Here is a 17364-nt window from a genome sequence, read left to right on the forward strand (position 1 = left end):
TCCCGTGACTGGAACCCCCATTTGATTGTCAGGTTCCAGATCAGGACGACTCGGATGACACCTCAAACAACACAACTCAAGATCACCGGCATGAGCTGCGCGTCCTGTGTTGCACGCGTTGAAACCGCGTTGCGCGACGTCGATGGCGTTACCGATGCGTCGGTCAATTTCGCAACCGGGACCGCTCAGGTGGATTATGCTGGGCCGGTCGCCGCATTGGCCGATGCGCTGGATGCTGTCGGATATCCGGCTGCCACGCAGGAAACTGTTCTGAAGATCGATGGCATGAATTGCGCCTCATGCGTGGCCAAGCTGGAACGCGCGCTGAAGGCGGCTCCGGGTGTTATCGATGCCAGCGTTAATCTTGCGACCGAAAGGGCGAGCGTCACTTATGCCGAAGGCGCAACCGATCCCGGCGCCCTTGCCGCGGTTTCGACAGAACTCGGCTATCCGGCGCAGCCAATGGGTGATGGCAGCGACACTCAGACCCATAACGATCAAAAGGATCAGGAAATCAAATCCCTGACCAGATCAACGATAATAGCGGCCGCTTTGGCTTTGCCCGTGTTCATTCTTGAAATGGGCGGACACATAATCCCGGCGTTTCACCACTGGGTTCATGCCATGATCGGCGCGCAAACCAGCCAGTTGATCCAGTTCGCGCTGACCTCGGCCCTTTTGATCGGTCCGGGTCGGGTGTTTTACGCCAAAGGCGTCCCCTCGCTGCTGAGGGGGGCGCCGGACATGAACGCTCTGGTCGCGCTCGGCACGGCCGCCGCTTATTTCTATTCCGTGGTCGCGACATTTGCACCGCAGGTTTTGCCGCAAGGCACTGCCAACGTCTATTTCGAAGCGGCTGCCGTTATCGTCGTCCTCATCCTGCTGGGCCGCCTGCTGGAAGCGCGCGCCAAAGGGCGAACCGGATCGGCGATCCGCAAACTGATCGGTTTGCAGCCCAAAACGGCGCGGGTCGAACAGGACGGCAAAACGGTTGATTTGCCGATAGCCTCGATTGTTGCCGGAAACATCCTGCAAATCCGACCGGGCGAGCGTGTTCCCGTGGATGCAGAGGTATTGGACGGCACCTCATATGTCGACGAAAGCATGATCACGGGCGAGCCGGTTCCAGTCAGCAAATCAACTGGATCCGAAGTTGTCGGCGGCACCGTGAACGGAACAGGCGCGTTGCGTGTCCGTGCCACCCGCGTGGGCGCGGATACCGTTCTGGCGCAGGTCATTCGCATGGTCGAACAGGCGCAAGGGGCCAAACTGCCGATTCAGGGGTTGGTTGACCGGATCACGCACCGCTTTGTTCCGGTGGTGATCGCCGTTGCGATCCTGACGGTTGTTGTCTGGCTGATTGTCGGCCCATCACCATCACTGCCGCTTGCGCTGGTCGCGGGCGTATCGGTTCTGATAATCGCCTGCCCCTGCGCTATGGGGCTGGCCACGCCAACATCGATCATGGTGGGGACCGGGCGCGCGGCTGAGCTGGGGGTTCTGTTTCGCAAGGGCGATGCCTTGCAGCAGCTTCAGCAGGCGCGCGTCGTTGCGCTGGACAAGACCGGCACACTGACGCTGGGCCGACCCGAACTGGTCGATGTCATCACGACAGGAGGATTTGCCCGTGACGAGGTGTTGCGCCTGGCCGCAGCGGCTGAGGCACAGTCGGAGCATCCGATTGCCGCCGCCATCACCCGCGCTGGACCATCTGAGTTGCCTAAACCTGCGGAATTTGAATCGCTCACGGGCCTTGGGCTTCGCGCACGCGTCGATGGGCGTGATATTCTGGTCGGTTCTGCACGGCTCATGTCTCAGGAAAGTATCGATCTGTCACAGCTTGAACCGGCAGCGCTTAAACTGGCAGATGAAGGCGCGACGCCGCTTTATGTCGCCATCGATGGCAGCCCCGCCGCCGCACTGGCGGTTTCCGATCCGATCAAGCCGGGCACCCGTGAAGCTATCGGTCAGTTGCACGACATGGGTCTGACCCTGGCCATGGTCACCGGCGACAATGCCCGCACGGCAAATGCGCTGGCCGACAAATTGGGCATCGACCATGTGACTGCCGAAGTTCTGCCGGACGGCAAGGTTGCCGCCATTGAGGCACTGCGCGACACCCATGGAACGCTTGCCTTTGTGGGTGACGGAATTAACGATGCCCCGGCCTTGGCTGCTGCTGATATCGGGGTGGCCATTGGCACCGGAACCGATGTGGCCATCGAAACGGCAGATGTGGTGCTGATGTCGGGCGATCTGCGCGGCGTGGTGAACGCGGTCGAGATCAGCCGCCGAACCATGCGCAACATCCGTCAGAATCTGGGCTGGGCCTTCGGCTACAATGTCCTTCTGATCCCCGTGGCGGCTGGCGTGCTGTATCCATTTGGCGAGCACCTTCTGTCACCGGCGCTGGCAGCCGGTGCCATGGCACTGTCGAGTGTCTTTGTCGTCTCGAACGCCCTGCGTCTGCGCCGGGTGCGGCCCAGCATGCCCGAAGACACGCAGCCGGTATCGACACAGGAGGTGCACTCATGAATATCGGAGATGTCGCAACCCGAACCGGTCTGCCCGCGAAAACCATCCGCTATTACGAGGATATCGGCCTGATCAGGCCGCTCCGCGACGACAACGGGTATCGCCGGTTCCGCGATCAGGACCTGCACAAGTTGAACTTTCTGGGACGCGCCCGCGCACTGGGCTTCACGATCGAGGATTGCCGCACCTTGCTGGCGCTATACGAGGATGAAACCCGCGCCAGCGCCGACGTGAAACGTGTCGCGCGGGATCATCTGGCACAGATCGAAGCCAAGATCGCCGACCTGAACGCCATGCGCGACACGCTGAGTCATCTGGTCGACGCCTGCGCAGGTGACGACCGGCCCGATTGCCCGATCCTGCAGGATCTGGGCAGCAAATCGTGACGCGGGGTTGCCCTTTGGGTTCAGCTTTGCTTTGTCTCTGCCAGATATTTCCGGCCCGCTGAACTTTCCCGGCCGGGTTGGACAGCAGAGAGGATCACCAGATGGCAAAAGTCGCGTTCCTTGGCCTTGGTGTCATGGGATATCCCATGGCAGGTCACCTTCAGGCCGCGGGCCATGAGGTTACCGTTTACAACCGCACGGCCGCCAAGGCCGAAGCCTGGGTTGCCCAGCATGGCGGGGCGATGGCCGCCACTCCGGCAGAGGCGGCGCAGGGGGCGGAACTGGTCATGGCCTGTGTCGGCAATGACGACGATCTGCGCATGGTCTGCACAGGTGATGGTGGCGCATTTCACGGCATGTCCAAGGGGGCCATTTTTGTCGATCACACCACCGTTTCGGCCAAGGTGACCAACGAGCTTTATGATGCTGCCAAAACCATGGGCATCTCTTTCGTGGACGCGCCGATTTCGGGCGGACAGGCAGGGGCCGAAAATGGCGTCCTGTCGATCATGTGCGGCGGCGATCAGGATGCCTATGACAAGGCCGAGCCAGTGATGCAGGTCTATTCCAAGATATGCCGCCGCATTGGCGAAAGCGGCGCCGGGCAAATGACCAAGATGTGCAACCAGATCGCCATCGCAGGGCTGGTGCAGGGCCTCAGCGAAGCACTACATTTTGCGGAAAAGGCGGGTCTGAACGGGCGCGCGGTGGTCGAGGTCATCAGCCAGGGCGCCGCAGGCAGCTGGCAGATGGTCAACCGGCACGAGACGATGCTGGACGATCATTTCGACTATGGTTTCGCCGTCGACTGGATGCGCAAGGATCTGGGTATCTGTCTGGACGCCGCCAACGAAAGCGGCGCTTCCCTGCCCGTTACCGCGCTGGTCGATCAGTTTTACAAGGACGTGCAGAAACTGGGCGGCGGGCGCTGGGATACGTCCTCGCTGTTCAAACGGCTGCGGGCGCTGGATTAATCAGATGAGTGACATGACGGATTTCTGGGCCGCTGCCCTGCGGCAACATTGGGGACTCGAGGCCCGGCTGTCGCGACTGGACGGCGAATATGACCTGAACTTTCTGGTCGAGGCCAAAAATGGTCAGGACTATGTGCTGAAGGTCATGCGCGCGGGCTGCGAAGCCGGGTTTGTCGACCTGCAGGTGAAGACTCTGGAATATATCGCGGCCGAGGCCCCGGGGCTGCCGTTTCCCAAGGTTCTGTCGGACCTGAAAGGCGTCAAGCTGCCCGAGATACCCGATGAACAGGGCCAGCAGCGCCTTGTCTGGCTGCAGGAACGGCTGCCCGGTCGTTGCTACGCAAAGGCCACACCAAAGACCGACGAACTGATTATGAAACTGGGCCGGGTTCTGGGCGCCACCGACAGGGCACTGGAACGGTTCACTCACCCAAACCTGCACCGCGAGAATTTCAAATGGGATCTGACGCAGGCGGGCTGGATCTCTGACAAGCTGGGCGCAATCGCAGACCCGGCCCGGCGTGCATTGCTGGAGGGGGTCGCCGCCCAATTCGACGGCATCTCGGATCAGTTGGCGGACCTGCCCAAACAGGCCATCCACAACGACGCCAACGACTACAACATTCTGGTCGAGGGAGAGCTGAACGACCGTCAGAGCATTTCCGGCCTGATCGATCTGGGGGACATGTGTGCCGGCCCGCGCATCTGCGATCTGGCAATTGCCGGAGCCTATATCGTACTGGATCATCCCAAGCCCGAGCGCGCTCTGGTCGCGCTGGTGCGCGGATATCACGCCGCCAACCGCCTGCGCCCGCAGGAGGTTGATCTGATCTGGCCGCTGTTGCGGATGCGGCTTGCCGTCTCGGTTGTGAACTCGACCCTGATGGCGGTCGAAAACCCGGATGACCCTTATGTCACCATCAGTCAGGCGCCTGCGTGGCGGCTGCTGGAGAATGCATCGATCAACGGCGATCTGATGCCTGCCCGTCTGCGCGCGGCCTGTGGCCTGCCAGTGACCGACGGGGCCGAGCGCATCCACGCCTATCTTGCGGAACATCGCGGTCAGTTCGCTGAAATGTTCGGTCAGGACCTGACCGATGCGCCGATGGGGTCGCTGTCGGTCGAAAACTCGACCTGGCCGCAGAATCCGTTCCACATGCCTCTGGATGAAGCCGCCTGCGTGGGCGAAGAATTCGGCGAAGGCCCCTGGCTGGGTTATTACAGCGAACCGCGCCTGATCTACGCCGAACCCGGTTTCCGCAAAGGGCCGTGGAAAGCCTCGGACCGACGCACCGTTCACCTGGCCGTTGACGTTTTCGCCCCGGCGGGAACCACGCTTTATGCCCCGCTCAGCGGACGGGTCGAGGTGGTCGAGAATCGCATCAGCCACCTTGATTACGGCGGCGTGGTGATCCTGCATCATGAAACACCCGAAGGTGATCCGTTTTACACGCTCTACGGTCACTTGGACCCCGAGATTTGCGGCAGGCTGAAACCCGGCGATCCGGTGGCGCAGGGGGCGGCTTTTGCGCGGCTTGGCGACGCCAGCCAGAATGGCGGCTGGGCGCCGCACGTTCATTTCCAACTGGCGCTGACAACCGACGGGATGCAGGCCGACTGGCCCGGCGTCGGCGACCCGGACGAGATGTATCTGTGGCATGCCGTCTGCCCCAATCCGGCGGCGTTGTTGAACCTTACGGATGACAAGGTGTTCTATCGCCCGACCGACAAGCAGACGATCCTGCATGGTCGGCATGACCATTTCGGCGGCAATCTCAGCCTGACCTATGACGATCCGGTGATGCTGATGCGCGGCTGGAAGCATCATCTGTTCGACGAATGGGGCCGCCCCTATCTGGATGCCTACAACAACGTCCCGCATGTGGGCCATGCCCATCCCCGGATTCAGGCGGTTGCAGCGGATCAGCTAAAACGGATGAACTCGAACACCCGCTATCTGCATCCGGCGCAAACGGCCTTTGCCGAAAAGGTTCTGTCGAAGCTTCCCGATCATTTCGAGGTCTGCTTTTTCGTCAACTCAGGCACCGAGGCGAACGAACTGGCCTTGCGGCTGGCCCGGGCGCATACCGGCGCAAGGGGCATGGTGACGCCGGATCACGGCTATCACGGCAACACCACAGGTGCGATCGACATCTCGGCCTACAAGTTCAACAAGCCGGGTGGCGTCGGGCAGGCGGACTGGGTCGAACTGGTCGAAGTGGCGGACGATTATCGCGGATCATTCCGACGCAACGATCCCGACCGCGCCACAAAGTTCGCGAATCTTGTCGATCCGGCAATTGCCGCACTGCAAGAAAAGGGTCACGGCGTTGCGGGCTTTATCGCCGAGACCTTCCCCTCGGTCGGCGGTCAGATCATCCCGCCCAAAGGGTACCTGACAGCCGTTTACGAAAAGATCCGCGCGGCGGGCGGGGTCTGCATCGCGGACGAGGTACAGACGGGCCTTGGCCGATTGGGTGAGCACTATTTTGGCTTCGAACATCAAGGCGCGCTGCCCGATATCGTGGTGATGGGCAAACCTATCGGCAACGGTCATCCGCTGGGCGTTCTGGTGACAACCCGCGCCATTGCCGACAGCTTCAACAACGGGATTGAATTCTTTTCCACCTTCGGCGGTTCGACGCTGTCATGCCGTATCGGCAAAGAGGTTCTGGATATCGTCGACGATGAGGGCCTTCAGGACAATGCCCGCGCCATGGGCACACAACTGATCGAGGGGCTGCGCCGGATCGAAACCGATTTTGCCTGTGTCGGCGATGTGCGCGGCATGGGGCTGTTCCTTGGCGTTGAACTCATCAACCCGGATGGATCGGAAGGCACCGAAATCTGCAGTTTCGTCAAGAACAGAATGCGCGATCATCGTATCCTGATCGGCAGCGAAGGGCCAAAGGACAACATCCTGAAAATCCGCCCGCCGCTGACCATCGAAGCCGAAGACGTGGACATGATCCTGTGGGCCTTGCGCGACGTGCTGTCCGAAGTCGGAGACTATACCCCTGCCCCGACCTGTGATCACGAACACCATGGGTGTGGCTGCTGCTGAAACTGCAAAACCCCGGCGGGGATATGCCGGGGTTCTGCGATCGTCGATGCTATTAAACTTTTATCAGTGCAGTACCGACGATGGGGTCTGATGCCCGGTTGTCGGCATTGGCACGACAGCCGTCATGCGGCGCAGCGCCAGCCCCAGTTGCTCGGACAACGACGTCAGGGCGGGTGCAAAATCCGGGCGGACGATGAGCGAAGCCATCATCATCGCATCTTCCCTTTCGCCATCAGCAGCTGCCGCGATCATCTGGGCAAAACAGTTTTCGTCCGCGCCAAGACAGGCGCAGCCCAATCCGTGACGGATAAGCGGACGGCGGCCGTGTTGCGCACAAAGCGCGCAAAGGCGCTCCAGCGTCATCATGGCAGCGCGCCCCTGATCCGCGCCCAGCGCGATATCGAAATCACTGGCGGCATCGGCACGACCACCGGCACCTTCACCCCAAAGGCGAAGGTACATGACGGCGCCGGCCTCGACAGGGTTCAGATCGGCCAGACGGCCCACCGCCGCCCCGCCGCGAGGGGTCGGACGGCTCATTTCGTGAGGATCAGTTTGCCCGCGCGCGTGATGCGCAGCGTATATAGCTGATCGCCCAGTTCGATATGGGCGAGGTTGCCGCCTTTGGTCAGTTCCTCAGCCTTATGGGCGGGAAGCATCGAGACAGCATAACCTTGGGTCGGAGTGGGGTTCTGGGCATTCATAGGATCATCTCCAGAGCTTGAATCACGAGGGGCCTTGTCGCTCGGATCGTCGTTCCGGCTGGTACGCTCAGACATATCAGATCCTGACTTTTTGCTTTTTTATCATTGGGTTCAGATCTGGCTGGCCCTGAGCACTCTGGGGTGGCTGATATTTCCCACCTGTAATCTGATTAAAATAGTAAGGTATGTCAAGGGGCCATATTTCCCATCTGAAACAGATGCGGTTGCGCAGCCCGTCACGACCGGCTACCCCGTTCAAGAACCGTATTCTCAGACCGGGATTCACAGATGACCGCCAGGATTGTTTTTGACCTCGATGGCACTTTGGTCGATAGCCTTCCCGACATTGCCGGGGCCGTAAACAGCATGCTTGCTGAGGTGAACCGCGATGCATTGTCCCTGAGCACAGTTTGCTCATTCGTCGGGAACGGCCTGCCGAATCTTGTCGGAAAGGTCATCGATCACTGCGACATGGATATGGGGCAACACGCCGAGCTGACGCGTCTGACACTGCATCACTACAACAAACGGTCCAGCGATCTGACGGTTCCATATCCCGGTGTGCGCGAATCGCTGGCAACGCTGCAGGGCGCGGGATTTACACTGGGGCTCTGCACAAACAAACCCGAAGCCCCTGCCCGCCACGTTTTGGAGGCGCTGGAACTGGCGCAGTTTTTTGACGTCGTGATTGGGGGCGATACCTTCGACAGGCGCAAACCCGATCCGGCACCGTTGCACGCCGCGTTCGACCACCTCGGGGACGGGCCGCGCCTGTTCGTTGGCGACAGCGAAGTGGATGCTGAAACCGCACAACGGGCCAAAGTGCCGTTTCTGTTGTTCACGGAAGGATACCGGAAAAACCCGATCGAGCACTTGGCTCATACAGCTTCATATAGTGACAGTGCCGACTTGCCCGAACTGGTTGCGCAGGTTCTGGACGAGATGCCAAACACTGTGCCAAACGGAACGTAACCAGCTGCTTTCAGCCCCGGAATCCGCTGTTTTTTAGGGCCGGATGAATTTTGCGCTGCCGACCCTTCGCTGGCTGGGGGCATTACTGCTGTCCGCAACTGGGGCCTGTTGCGCCGCCGGGGCCGGTTGCGCCACCGCCGGGGCAGATCCGCAGGCCACACCATCTCCGTCCAGATCGTTTCTGGGGTGATATCCCGGCTCGCCCATGCGTACCGGCCCCAGTCCGACGGCCCGCGCCGCATCGCACCCCGCCAGCGCCACAAGATGCGCCACCGCTTCGGTCGGCTCGTAAGACGTCGTGCGCATGTAAACACCCAATGCAATGACAATGGTGGTAATTGGCAGGACCAGCACCATCATCAGGATGCGAACCGGTGACAACGCATGTTTGCGCAGCGCATCCGCCCGTTCACGCCGCCTGGCGGATCGGGGGTTGGGACTTTTCTCCGGTTCCGGGTTTCTTCGGCGCATCATGGGAACTTAGATGATCATCCTATGTGGCAATGAAAGGGCCGCGACATGACAAAAAACCGGCCGGGTTTCAGGGCGCGTTGCGCTGCGAGGCGTCTCGCGTGAAGGCTTCGGGATAGGATGCCACCTCGCGCTGATGGGATGCCGCCCCGGCCCACCAGACCAACTGATCGAATGTCCGCGCCATATATCCCTGCCATCGTGTCGAATCCACTGTTTCAGCAAACCCGCCATCGGTCGCAAAAACATCGTGCGCCTTTGGTACGTGGATCATTGCGGAAACCGGCAGGCACCCCAACTCGCTCAGGAATGTGCGCATGTTGACCGCCGCGCGTGCACCACCCCATTGCCCGGCCGAATAGGTGACAATCGCGCTTGGTTTGTAGGAATACAGCGAGCTACCGAAATGGTTCAGAAGGTCCGCAAGGGCCGGGGACATGGAATGGTTGTATTCCGGGCTGACCATAACGAACCCGTCCGCACCGGAAATCTTGCCCGCCAGCGCGTTCAGCCCTTCCGACGCGCGCCCCCTGGCATAGGAAAAATGAGGTTTGAACGGACGCGGCAGATAAATCTGCAACGGGTCAACAAGCTCGACCTCATGCCCAGCGCCTGTCAGCTGCATCTGACAGGCGCGCGCGACCCGTTCACCCAGACGGGCGGGGTGCGGAGGGGTGCTTTCACGGACAGAACCGAGGAATACAAGAAATTTCAGGGGCACATCCAACTCCATATCGACAGGCAATTTCAGCCTCGCCGCGGGCAGCCTATGTGTTTATCACTTGCTTTGCCATTCGCGGATTACAAAATGCCGGAGCCACCATGATTAGGAACGATCCAGTTCAGCCCGCCGACGATGCGGCCCGTACACTTGCGCGCGAGTTGATCTCTGCCGCGACGCACGCTGCCATCGCCGTATTGCAGCCGCAGTCATCGCTGCCATCGGTTTCCCGGATTGCCCTTGCGACCGACGACCGGAACCAACCGGTATCACTGATCTCGTCTCTGGCCGAACACACCCGTGCGCTGCAGGCCAACCCAAACTGTGCCCTGCTGATCGGGGAACCTGGTGAAAAAGGCGACCCGCTGACACACCCGCGCCTGACCCTGCATTGCCAGGCCGAGCTGATCGACCACGGGACCGAAGACCACAGGATTTTGCGCACCCGGTACCTATCGCAGCGGCCAAAGGCAAAGCTGTATGTTGATTTTACCGACTTCTGCTTTGTCCGCTTCAACGTTTCCGACGGGCTTCTCAATGGCGGCTTCGGCAAGGCGTTCCGGCTGACACCACAGGATTTCTGACGGCGGGCTTGCCCGACTCGGGCAAGGGGCGCACACTGGCACTCTCTAGTTCACAAACGGCGCCCGGGTCGCGCCGACTGCTCAGACGGGCGCCATGGAGTTACGGAGGACACCATGACCATAGCTGCGCGCCTCAAACATCATCTCGACGCTCAGGGGCTGCCCTTTGACATGATCCGGCACCCTTATGCCGCCACAGCCGCCGAATGCGCCGAGGCGGCCCATGTCCCGGGTGACCATCTGGCAAAATCCGTCCTGATTCACATGGAAGAAGGGCCGATGCTGGCAGTAGTGCCATCAAACCACAAGCTTGACCTCACAACGCTGCAATCGATCCTTTCCCGCCGCATCGGTCTGGCGCCCGAGGCCGAAGTGGAAGACGTCTTTGACGATTGCGATCTGGGCGCCGCACCACCGGTTGGGGCCGCCTATGACGTGCCAACCATCATCGATGACAGCCTGACCGGTCTGGACAAGGTCTGGTTCGAGGCCGGTGACCACAAAACACTGGTTGAAATGAAGGGCGGAGATTTCGACCGCCTGATGAAGGACGCCGATCACGGCTCATTCTGCTGTGTGAACTGATCCGGCGGCTGGCCGACTGGCCAGCCTTCGGTCTCAGGCTGTTGGCTATCGAACCACGTGCACCGCACACTGCGCGTGTCGGACAACGTGCGTCGTGGTCGAACCAAGCAGCAAATCCTGCATCCCGGGCCGGTGGGATGCCATGATGATCAAGTCCGGTTTGTTTGCCTCCGCCCAATCGAGGATCGTTCGACCCGAATGCCCTTCGATGACCAGTCCCACCGCGTTCGGCAGATTGGCTGCAAGGCGGTCCAGTTCGACCTGTATCGCCTTGCGCGCCTCTGTCAGATACTCCGCAGGCATATATGAGATGGCATAGTCGGGGATATGTTCGACAACATGCAGCAAAGTGATCGCCGCCCCGGGTGTTGCCAACATCTCGGCCAGTTTGAGCGGCCCGGAAGTATCCCTTTCGGCATCGAAGGATATCGGAACAAGAATATTGTGATACATGGCTTGCGCCTCCGCTTCAGTCAGGGTCAGACTGCTCCGACATAGTTGAAATCGCCTTGATTCAGGTCAGTCTCAGCCAAAGGTTTCCGCCACGTCGTACATCACCGGTTCGAAACTCTTGCACAGTTCGTTGATCTTGCGGTTGCGATCACGCATTTCGGGCGTGCGCAACATCGCCAGAAAATCCTCACGCCGCTGCCATTGCGAATAATTGGCTATCCGGGTCTGTGCATCGTTCACATGCAGGCCTGCGGAAATGAAACCGGGTTGCTTTGAAATGAAGCTCTCGAAGGCGTCTGTCAGCGCCTCAAGCAAATCCTGACAGGTCCCCGGTGTCATTTCGAAGGTGGTGATCACAGTCTGAATGCTGGCGTCTTTCGAGATTTTTGGCATCTGGCTACTCCTCCTGCTTCCTCCAGCCTAACACAGCTTTTTCCGTTTTCTCAATTTTCCTTGGCAATCCAGCGACTTCCGGAACGAAATGTTTCGTAGAAGTTACCAACTGACTAACCAAGCGTTAACCAAGGTTGCGGATGCTGCGCCCGGAAGGGAAGTTCATGGTCCGCTTGCTTGCAATCCTACTACTTATGGTCCCAGCACCTGTCGAAGCCGGTGCGTGGCTGCGCGACAAGGGCAAAGGGTTTTGGGCGCTGTCGGCAACCGGGTTCAAAACAGATGCGGGAGAGTACAAATACAAGTCCTCCGCCTATTTTGAATACGGCGCGCTGACATGGCTTACGGTCGGGCTGGATGCCGAGGAACATCAGGATCTGTACGGCCACGCACTTATTTTTGCCCGGTTTCCCGTTAAGGATTTCGGCAATGCGGGCAGACTGGCCGCCGAGTTTGGCGTCGGTGCCTATCACAAACGGGACAAGGCGTGGGCGCTTTACAAAACCACGTTGTCCTACGGCAAAGGCTTTCAGAGCGGTTGGGGCAATGGCTGGGCCGCGGTTGACGCCGCGCTGGAATACCGCTCGCACGAGAAACTGGCGCGCAAACTGGATTTCACCGTTGGCGTGACGTCCGAGCGCTGGCTGGATCCCCTTCTGCAAATCGAAACGACCCATGTTTCCGACAAACCGTTTTACTGGAGCGTCAGACCGTCGGTGATGATCCGCCCGAAATCCTCTGAAACCATCTGGGTGCTGGGGCTGGAGCGTAACTCGGCCCGCAGGGGAACCGGCCTGAAGTTCGCTGTGTGGCGCGCGTTTTAATCCCCGCGCTGGAACAGGCCGCCGTTACCGGCGACCTGAAATAAAGGTGTGTCAGACATCAATCCGCATCGTGACAGAGACCTTACCCTTCACGGCATCAGACCAGTTCAAGCGCACCTGATCACCACTGCTGCCCTGCTGCAGGTCCACATATTGTGTCGCATACCGGACCGCGTTGTTCCCATTACGAAGTGGACCATGGGCCACAACGCTGTCGCACCCTCTGGCGCGGGCGCCGAACGGTAAATTTCCCTCCGAACCAACGGTCCAACTCAACGCAGCCGTGTTCTGACTGTGGATCACGCGCAGCGGGTTGGAGCTTTTGTGCGTCACGTTGTGATAGGTGTTACCTTCGAACTGCACATGCGTGGTTCGGTTCAAATCCAGCCCTGCATACGTGGTATCGATCCGTTCGGCCCGGGTTATTTTCCCATTTATCGATCGGAACTTGTTTCCGGTGACCGAAAAACCATTAAGGAAATGACCGGTCCCGTAAGGACGGACCACAATATAGCTGAACCACGGCGCAACATCGCCGGACAGAAAGATGTTGTCGGTGACGCTCATGGCGCTGAACGAAAATCCGGTGGTAAAGTCCGGAAACTGATCACGCTCGTTTGTCCATTCGATATGACAGTTGTCGACGTAATTCTCGGCGATGGTCGAACTGCTGTAGGTACCGATCATGACCAGACCGGCCGTGCGCACGCCGTTTGCAACGGAATCACCCTGAAAGAAGTGATTTCCCAGAACCATGTTGTTGGCCCCGCCCAGCACTGCAAAATGGCGGAACCGGGTGGCCCGGTTGTGGCGCAGCTTGATATCGTTGGCATTGGCGTTCAGGGCAATGGTGGTGCGGTCCGGCACCGGCTTGGCGTCCTCCGACGACAAGAACTGGCACCCGTCGATCAGCATACCCTGACACCCGCTTCCGATCGAAGTGATCCCGCGGTTCTTTGGCCGGCTGATAAAGCAATCCTTCAGCGAAAAGGTTGAGCCAGAGGGGGCCAGACGGATGGCACTGCAACGGCCATTGCACTGAAACTCTACACCCTCCATGCCGAATTTCTGAAGCGAACTAAATCCCTTGAAGTCCAGCAGATATTTCTGGTTACGAAATTCATAGTTCTGCGTGCCGCCTCCGCCAAACAGCTGTCCGCTCAGCGTAATCTCACCTGCGCCTTCGTTCTTGGAGCGGACATAGATCTCGCGCCCGACACCGCTGCCGCGCAGCAATGAGCCAACCGGGATATTCGCGATATTAGCCACATTTTTCAGCTTGTAGGGATCGCTCGGTTGATAGGTTGCGACCGAATTATAGAAAACCGTATTCCAACTGTTGCTGTCTTGTGCATCCAGTTGGCCGTTGCGGATCACCCGACGGGTAGCATAGCTGGTTTTGTTCGGCACCGCCGCCTGCATATCGATCGGTTCGCTGACCGCGATCTTGAGCCCGCCCATATCAAGCGATTCGTGATCCGAATTGTTCAGCAACGCCTGAAAGGCCTTGCGAAAGGCCAGTGACTCGTCGCCGAAAGCTGCGACATAGGTCGGCAGATCGAAGCTTTTGGTCAAAAGAAAAATCTTGTCCGCAGGCATCGTAACCGTGCCTTCAAACTCGATTTCCGAATTGATGCTTGTCGTTTCGCCCAGAAAGTATGTCCCCTTCGAGACAAAGACACGGCGACCGTTGGCGGCCTGATCCGCTGCCTCGAAAGCAGCCGAGTCGTCGGCCACGCCATCACCGACCGCGCCAAAGTCGCGCACATCGACAACACCGAGCATATCGCGCAGGAACACTTTGGTAACATCCGTGATCTGGATGTCGTCCACCCGCACTACCGAGCCATTCGGCCCTTCGAGGTTCAGACCGAAATGTCCGTACAGGGCCTGAGTCCCCCACGACATATCAACACCGGGCCTATACCCTGTGCCGACGATCGCGGTCACCTCGGTCACCTCACCGTAGTTCGTCAGCTGAATCGCCGGGCCTTTTTCGATCAGACCGGCGACATGAGCGTCACCCGCACCGCCAGCCCAACCTGCAATCCGTACAACCGGCAGTGGCCCACTGACCGCCTTCACACGCGCAGTTACGCGCAGGTAACACCCCGGCAGCAAAGGTGTCTGCCCCATGTATCGCAGCTGCTGGGTGGCGCTGACCTTGATCAGCTCCAGACAACCGCCGAAATGAGAATCGGAAGGGGCAAAATTTCCGATGCCAGATCCCTGATAGCTGGGCGAACCGGCGGTCCCGTCGCCGCTTGACCATACATCCAGTCCGTTCACAAACGCAGGCGGCATGAAAACGATGCCATCGGTGATTGCCTTGTTCATAAAAAAATCCCTTTCGCAGTTGCGCGGCACCCGCATGCCGACGCACGTCGTTGGCCGGGTCCGGGCCATTCCCGAACGCGGGCTTTTGGGTATCTGAAAGGGATTAACCGGTGCTCATATCATCGTGACGGTGGTGTTGCGTCAGGCCGCCGGGTCCGAAACGCCAAGGATCTGCACTGCATTGATCCTCCAGCCGTTTTCCAGTTCGATCATCTGGTAATCCAAAAGATGAACCTGCCCTGCCCCGTCGATGACCATGACTTTCTGCCAAAGCGCGCCTGCGATTTCGCGTAATTCCAGAAATCGCACATCGGCCGGTCGCCAAACCATGGGGTAGCCATTTCTGACCATCGCGCCAAAGTTCTCGGGCGTGCGAAAGAACTGCTGGATATTCGGGCTTGCAAAGGTAAAGGCCGTCGCGAAATCATCCGCCTCGAAGGCCCTCATCTGCGCCTTGATGTTCGCCTCGATCTCGGCGTTCTGAGCCCATGCAGGCGCGACCACTGTAAACCACAGAGCAACTGCAAACATGAAACGACGCATGGGGCCACCTCCTGTCGGTCAGGTAGCCCCATGTGAATTCAGGTCAAATCAGACCAGCTCTCCGGCCAGCGCCTTGTCGATCAGAGCAACGGTTTCCGGCACGCCATATAGCGCGATGAAGCCACCAAATCGCGGGCCCTGACTTGCGCCCAACAGAACTTCATAAAGCGCCGTGAACCAACCCCGCATCGGGTCAAACCGTTCACGTCCGATCGAATAGACAACGGATTGCAGCGCCTCATCCTCGATCGGCCCGTCATAGGCCTGCAATGCGGTCTTCAACGCCTCCAGCGCCTCGCGTTCCTGATCGGTTGGGGCACGGTGCTGGCGCGTCGGTTTAACAAAGTCGTTGAAGTACCGCACGGCAAAGCCAGCCGCCTGATCCAGATCAGGATGCGTCTCGGCGGTTGCCTCGGGTGCATAACGACGGACAAAACCCCACAGCGTCTCTTTATCCTCGGCACCCGATACGGACGCGAGGTTCAACAGCATCGCAAACGGCACCATCAGGGTGGATTCAGGCACCTGACCACCATGGATATGCCATACAGGATTGTTCAGCTGTGCCTTCAGCTCCTGCCCCGGATAGGCGCGCAACTGCTGGTGATATTCGTCAACCGCCTTCGGGATCACGTCGAAATACAACCGCTTGGCCGTCTTGGGCTTCTGGTACATGAAATAGGACAGGCTTTCGGGCGCCGCATAGGTCAGCCATTCCTCCATCGAAAGGCCATTGCCCTTGGACTTGGAAATTTTCTGTCCCAACTCGTCGTTGAACAACTCATAGCTCAGACTTTCAGGCGGCTGTTTGCCCAGCGCCCGGCAGATTTTCGATGACTGCGTGACCGAGTCGATCAGGTCCTTGCCCGACATCTCATAATCCACGCCCAGCGCTGCCCAGCGCATGGCCCAGTCCGGCTTCCACTGCATTTTGACATTACCGCCAGTGACCGGAATCTCGACCTTCTCGCCGTCCGGCTCTTCATAGACGATGGTGCCCTTGGCCACATTCCGCTCCAGCGTCGGCACCTGCAAAACATGCCCGGTTTTCGGGCTGACCGGCAAGAAGCACGAATAGGTCTCGCGCCGCTCAGGCCCAAGGGTCGGCAGCATGATTTCCTGAACCTTGTCGAACCGTTCTAGCGCCGTCAGCAACATCTCGTCGAAGCGGCCCGAGGTGTAGTAATCGGTGGCCGACGCGAATTCGTATTCAAAGCCGAAGCTGTCCAGAAAATCACACAGCATCGCATTGTTGTGCTGCGCGAACCCCTCATGCGTGCCGAACGGATCGCGCACCTTGGTCAGGGGCAGATGCAGATCCTCTTTCAGTTCTTCCTGCATCGGAACATTGGTCGGCACCTTGCGGAAACCGTCCATATCGTCCGAAAAACACAGCAGTCTGGTCGGAATGTCACTGATCTGTTCAAAGGCATGACGCACCATCGAGGTCCGGGCCACTTCGCCGAACGTACCGATATGCGGCAGCCCCGAGGGGCCATACCCTGTCTGGAACAGCACATATCCCTTCTCGGGCGGAGATTTCTGATAGCGTTTGAGCACCCGGCGCGCCTCTTCAAAAGGCCAGGCCTTGGACGCAAGAGCGGTTTCACGCAGTTCAGACATTGATTTCGATCTCCATCGGGGAACAGCGCCGATCACCCCATGCGACCGGCCCGAACCCTCCTATTGTGCTATCGCAGCATGAGTCAATCGCCAGACCCGGCAAACAGCGCAAATCCCGGCACAGCGGCCCTGTTTATGTAATTTTCGCATTTATGCGGCATTAGAGTTGAACACCCTCATGGCGGCCCGTATCTT

17 protein-coding genes are annotated in these 17364 nt (G+C 59.3%); 8 read left to right on the forward strand and 9 right to left on the reverse strand.

Annotated features, from left to right (window positions below):
- The first annotated feature begins 54 nt into the window (after positions 1-54).
- The 4 genes from ACR0D6_RS04890 (at position 55) to ACR0D6_RS04905 (ending at position 6959) form a co-directional block, all read left to right on the forward strand.
- Positions 55-2535, forward strand: a complete 2481-nt coding sequence (locus ACR0D6_RS04890; RefSeq protein ID WP_480764676.1) for a heavy metal translocating P-type ATPase — start codon at positions 55-57, stop codon at positions 2533-2535.
- Complete coding sequence (cueR, locus tag ACR0D6_RS04895; protein ID WP_480448426.1) at positions 2532-2921, forward strand: Cu(I)-responsive transcriptional regulator; 390 nt, start codon at positions 2532-2534, stop codon at positions 2919-2921. The genes ACR0D6_RS04890 and cueR overlap by 4 nt, the downstream gene beginning before the upstream one ends.
- Before the next feature lie 101 nt (positions 2922-3022).
- The gene (locus ACR0D6_RS04900) at positions 3023-3895 is read left to right on the forward strand and encodes an NAD(P)-dependent oxidoreductase (protein ID WP_480764677.1); all 873 of its coding nucleotides are present in this window, start codon (positions 3023-3025) and stop codon (positions 3893-3895) included.
- 4 nt (positions 3896-3899) lie between these two features.
- Positions 3900-6959 carry an aminotransferase class III-fold pyridoxal phosphate-dependent enzyme gene (locus tag ACR0D6_RS04905; protein WP_480764678.1) on the forward strand — a complete coding sequence of 1020 codons (3060 nt, stop codon included), beginning with the start codon at positions 3900-3902 and terminating at the stop codon, positions 6957-6959.
- Positions 6960-7022: 63 nt separating this feature from the next.
- On the opposite strand, the gene ACR0D6_RS04910 is transcribed toward ACR0D6_RS04905, so the two are convergent.
- Together ACR0D6_RS04910 and hemP are read right to left on the reverse strand one after the other, a co-directional pair.
- Positions 7023-7499, reverse strand: coding sequence for a hypothetical protein (locus ACR0D6_RS04910; RefSeq protein ID WP_480448423.1), 477 nt, complete (start codon positions 7497-7499; stop codon positions 7023-7025).
- Positions 7496-7663, reverse strand: coding sequence for a hemin uptake protein HemP (hemP, locus tag ACR0D6_RS04915; protein WP_170651215.1), 168 nt, complete (start codon positions 7661-7663; stop codon positions 7496-7498). The genes ACR0D6_RS04910 and hemP overlap by 4 nt, the downstream gene beginning before the upstream one ends.
- A gap of 288 nt (positions 7664-7951) precedes the next feature.
- Here hemP and gph point away from each other — a divergent pair, with 288 nt between their 5' ends.
- Positions 7952-8635, forward strand: a complete 684-nt coding sequence (gene gph, locus ACR0D6_RS04920; protein ID WP_480764679.1) for a phosphoglycolate phosphatase — start codon at positions 7952-7954, stop codon at positions 8633-8635.
- A gap of 33 nt (positions 8636-8668) precedes the next feature.
- Here the strand turns inward: gph and ACR0D6_RS04925 are convergent, their stop codons facing one another.
- Positions 8669-8995 (reverse strand): excalibur calcium-binding domain-containing protein, encoded by a 327-nt coding sequence (locus ACR0D6_RS04925; RefSeq protein ID WP_480764680.1) that lies wholly within the window; start codon positions 8993-8995, stop codon positions 8669-8671.
- A gap of 181 nt (positions 8996-9176) precedes the next feature.
- Positions 9177-9827, reverse strand: a complete 651-nt coding sequence (locus tag ACR0D6_RS04930) for an NADPH-dependent FMN reductase (RefSeq protein WP_480764681.1) — start codon at positions 9825-9827, stop codon at positions 9177-9179.
- 101 nt (positions 9828-9928) lie between these two features.
- On the opposite strand from ACR0D6_RS04930, the gene ACR0D6_RS04935 reads away from it, so the two are divergent.
- Positions 9929-10411 carry a HugZ family pyridoxamine 5'-phosphate oxidase gene (locus tag ACR0D6_RS04935; RefSeq protein WP_480764682.1) on the forward strand — a complete coding sequence of 161 codons (483 nt, stop codon included), beginning with the start codon at positions 9929-9931 and terminating at the stop codon, positions 10409-10411.
- A 114-nt stretch (positions 10412-10525) separates the two neighbouring features.
- Positions 10526-10996, forward strand: coding sequence for a YbaK/EbsC family protein (locus ACR0D6_RS04940; protein ID WP_170651219.1), 471 nt, complete (start codon positions 10526-10528; stop codon positions 10994-10996).
- 45 nt (positions 10997-11041) lie between these two features.
- Here ACR0D6_RS04940 and ACR0D6_RS04945 read toward each other — a convergent pair whose 3' ends face one another.
- Positions 11042-11449 carry a universal stress protein gene (locus tag ACR0D6_RS04945; RefSeq protein WP_170651220.1) on the reverse strand — a complete coding sequence of 136 codons (408 nt, stop codon included), beginning with the start codon at positions 11447-11449 and terminating at the stop codon, positions 11042-11044.
- 72 nt (positions 11450-11521) lie between these two features.
- Entirely contained in the window at positions 11522-11842 is a 321-nt protein-coding gene (locus ACR0D6_RS04950) for an antibiotic biosynthesis monooxygenase family protein (RefSeq protein WP_170651221.1), read from the reverse strand.
- 164 nt (positions 11843-12006) lie between these two features.
- Here ACR0D6_RS04950 and ACR0D6_RS04955 point away from each other — a divergent pair, with 164 nt between their 5' ends.
- Positions 12007-12666, forward strand: coding sequence for a hypothetical protein (locus tag ACR0D6_RS04955; RefSeq protein ID WP_480764683.1), 660 nt, complete (start codon positions 12007-12009; stop codon positions 12664-12666).
- Positions 12667-12717: 51 nt separating this feature from the next.
- Here ACR0D6_RS04955 and ACR0D6_RS04960 read toward each other — a convergent pair whose 3' ends face one another.
- From ACR0D6_RS04960 to ACR0D6_RS04970, 3 genes are all read right to left on the reverse strand, one after another.
- A complete protein-coding gene (locus ACR0D6_RS04960; protein WP_480764684.1) occupies positions 12718-15003 on the reverse strand; it encodes a glycosyl hydrolase family 28-related protein in 2286 nt (761 codons plus the stop codon).
- Between the two features lie 141 nt (positions 15004-15144).
- Complete coding sequence (locus ACR0D6_RS04965) at positions 15145-15546, reverse strand: DUF4864 domain-containing protein (RefSeq protein ID WP_480764685.1); 402 nt, start codon at positions 15544-15546, stop codon at positions 15145-15147.
- Positions 15547-15594: 48 nt separating this feature from the next.
- Positions 15595-17169, reverse strand: a complete 1575-nt coding sequence (locus ACR0D6_RS04970; RefSeq protein WP_480764686.1) for a lysine--tRNA ligase — start codon at positions 17167-17169, stop codon at positions 15595-15597.
- Between the last annotated feature and the right edge of the window lie 195 nt (positions 17170-17364).

The sequence above is a fragment of the Ruegeria sp. BJ6 genome, assembly GCF_056537885.1.

What these genes read in the sequence shown, in the direction of transcription:
- ACR0D6_RS04910 (WP_480448423.1), bottom strand. Translation starts at nt 7,499, where the DNA reads ATGAGCCGTCCGACCCCTCGCGGCGGGGCGGCGGTGGGCCGTCTGGCC.
- ACR0D6_RS04940 (WP_170651219.1), top strand. Translation starts at nt 10,526, where the DNA reads ATGACCATAGCTGCGCGCCTCAAACATCATCTCGACGCTCAGGGGCTG.
- ACR0D6_RS04945 (WP_170651220.1), bottom strand. Translation starts at nt 11,449, where the DNA reads ATGTATCACAATATTCTTGTTCCGATATCCTTCGATGCCGAAAGGGAT.
- ACR0D6_RS04965 (WP_480764685.1), bottom strand. Translation starts at nt 15,546, where the DNA reads ATGCGTCGTTTCATGTTTGCAGTTGCTCTGTGGTTTACAGTGGTCGCG.
- ACR0D6_RS04905 (WP_480764678.1), top strand. Translation starts at nt 3,900, where the DNA reads ATGAGTGACATGACGGATTTCTGGGCCGCTGCCCTGCGGCAACATTGG.
- ACR0D6_RS04890 (WP_480764676.1), top strand. Translation starts at nt 55, where the DNA reads ATGACACCTCAAACAACACAACTCAAGATCACCGGCATGAGCTGCGCG.
- ACR0D6_RS04900 (WP_480764677.1), top strand. Translation starts at nt 3,023, where the DNA reads ATGGCAAAAGTCGCGTTCCTTGGCCTTGGTGTCATGGGATATCCCATG.
- ACR0D6_RS04960 (WP_480764684.1), bottom strand. Translation starts at nt 15,003, where the DNA reads ATGAACAAGGCAATCACCGATGGCATCGTTTTCATGCCGCCTGCGTTT.
- gph (WP_480764679.1), top strand. Translation starts at nt 7,952, where the DNA reads ATGACCGCCAGGATTGTTTTTGACCTCGATGGCACTTTGGTCGATAGC.
- cueR (WP_480448426.1), top strand. Translation starts at nt 2,532, where the DNA reads ATGAATATCGGAGATGTCGCAACCCGAACCGGTCTGCCCGCGAAAACC.
- ACR0D6_RS04955 (WP_480764683.1), top strand. Translation starts at nt 12,007, where the DNA reads ATGGTCCGCTTGCTTGCAATCCTACTACTTATGGTCCCAGCACCTGTC.
- hemP (WP_170651215.1), bottom strand. Translation starts at nt 7,663, where the DNA reads ATGAATGCCCAGAACCCCACTCCGACCCAAGGTTATGCTGTCTCGATG.
- ACR0D6_RS04935 (WP_480764682.1), top strand. Translation starts at nt 9,929, where the DNA reads ATGATTAGGAACGATCCAGTTCAGCCCGCCGACGATGCGGCCCGTACA.
- ACR0D6_RS04970 (WP_480764686.1), bottom strand. Translation starts at nt 17,169, where the DNA reads ATGTCTGAACTGCGTGAAACCGCTCTTGCGTCCAAGGCCTGGCCTTTT.
- ACR0D6_RS04950 (WP_170651221.1), bottom strand. Translation starts at nt 11,842, where the DNA reads ATGCCAAAAATCTCGAAAGACGCCAGCATTCAGACTGTGATCACCACC.
- ACR0D6_RS04925 (WP_480764680.1), bottom strand. Translation starts at nt 8,995, where the DNA reads ATGATGGTGCTGGTCCTGCCAATTACCACCATTGTCATTGCATTGGGT.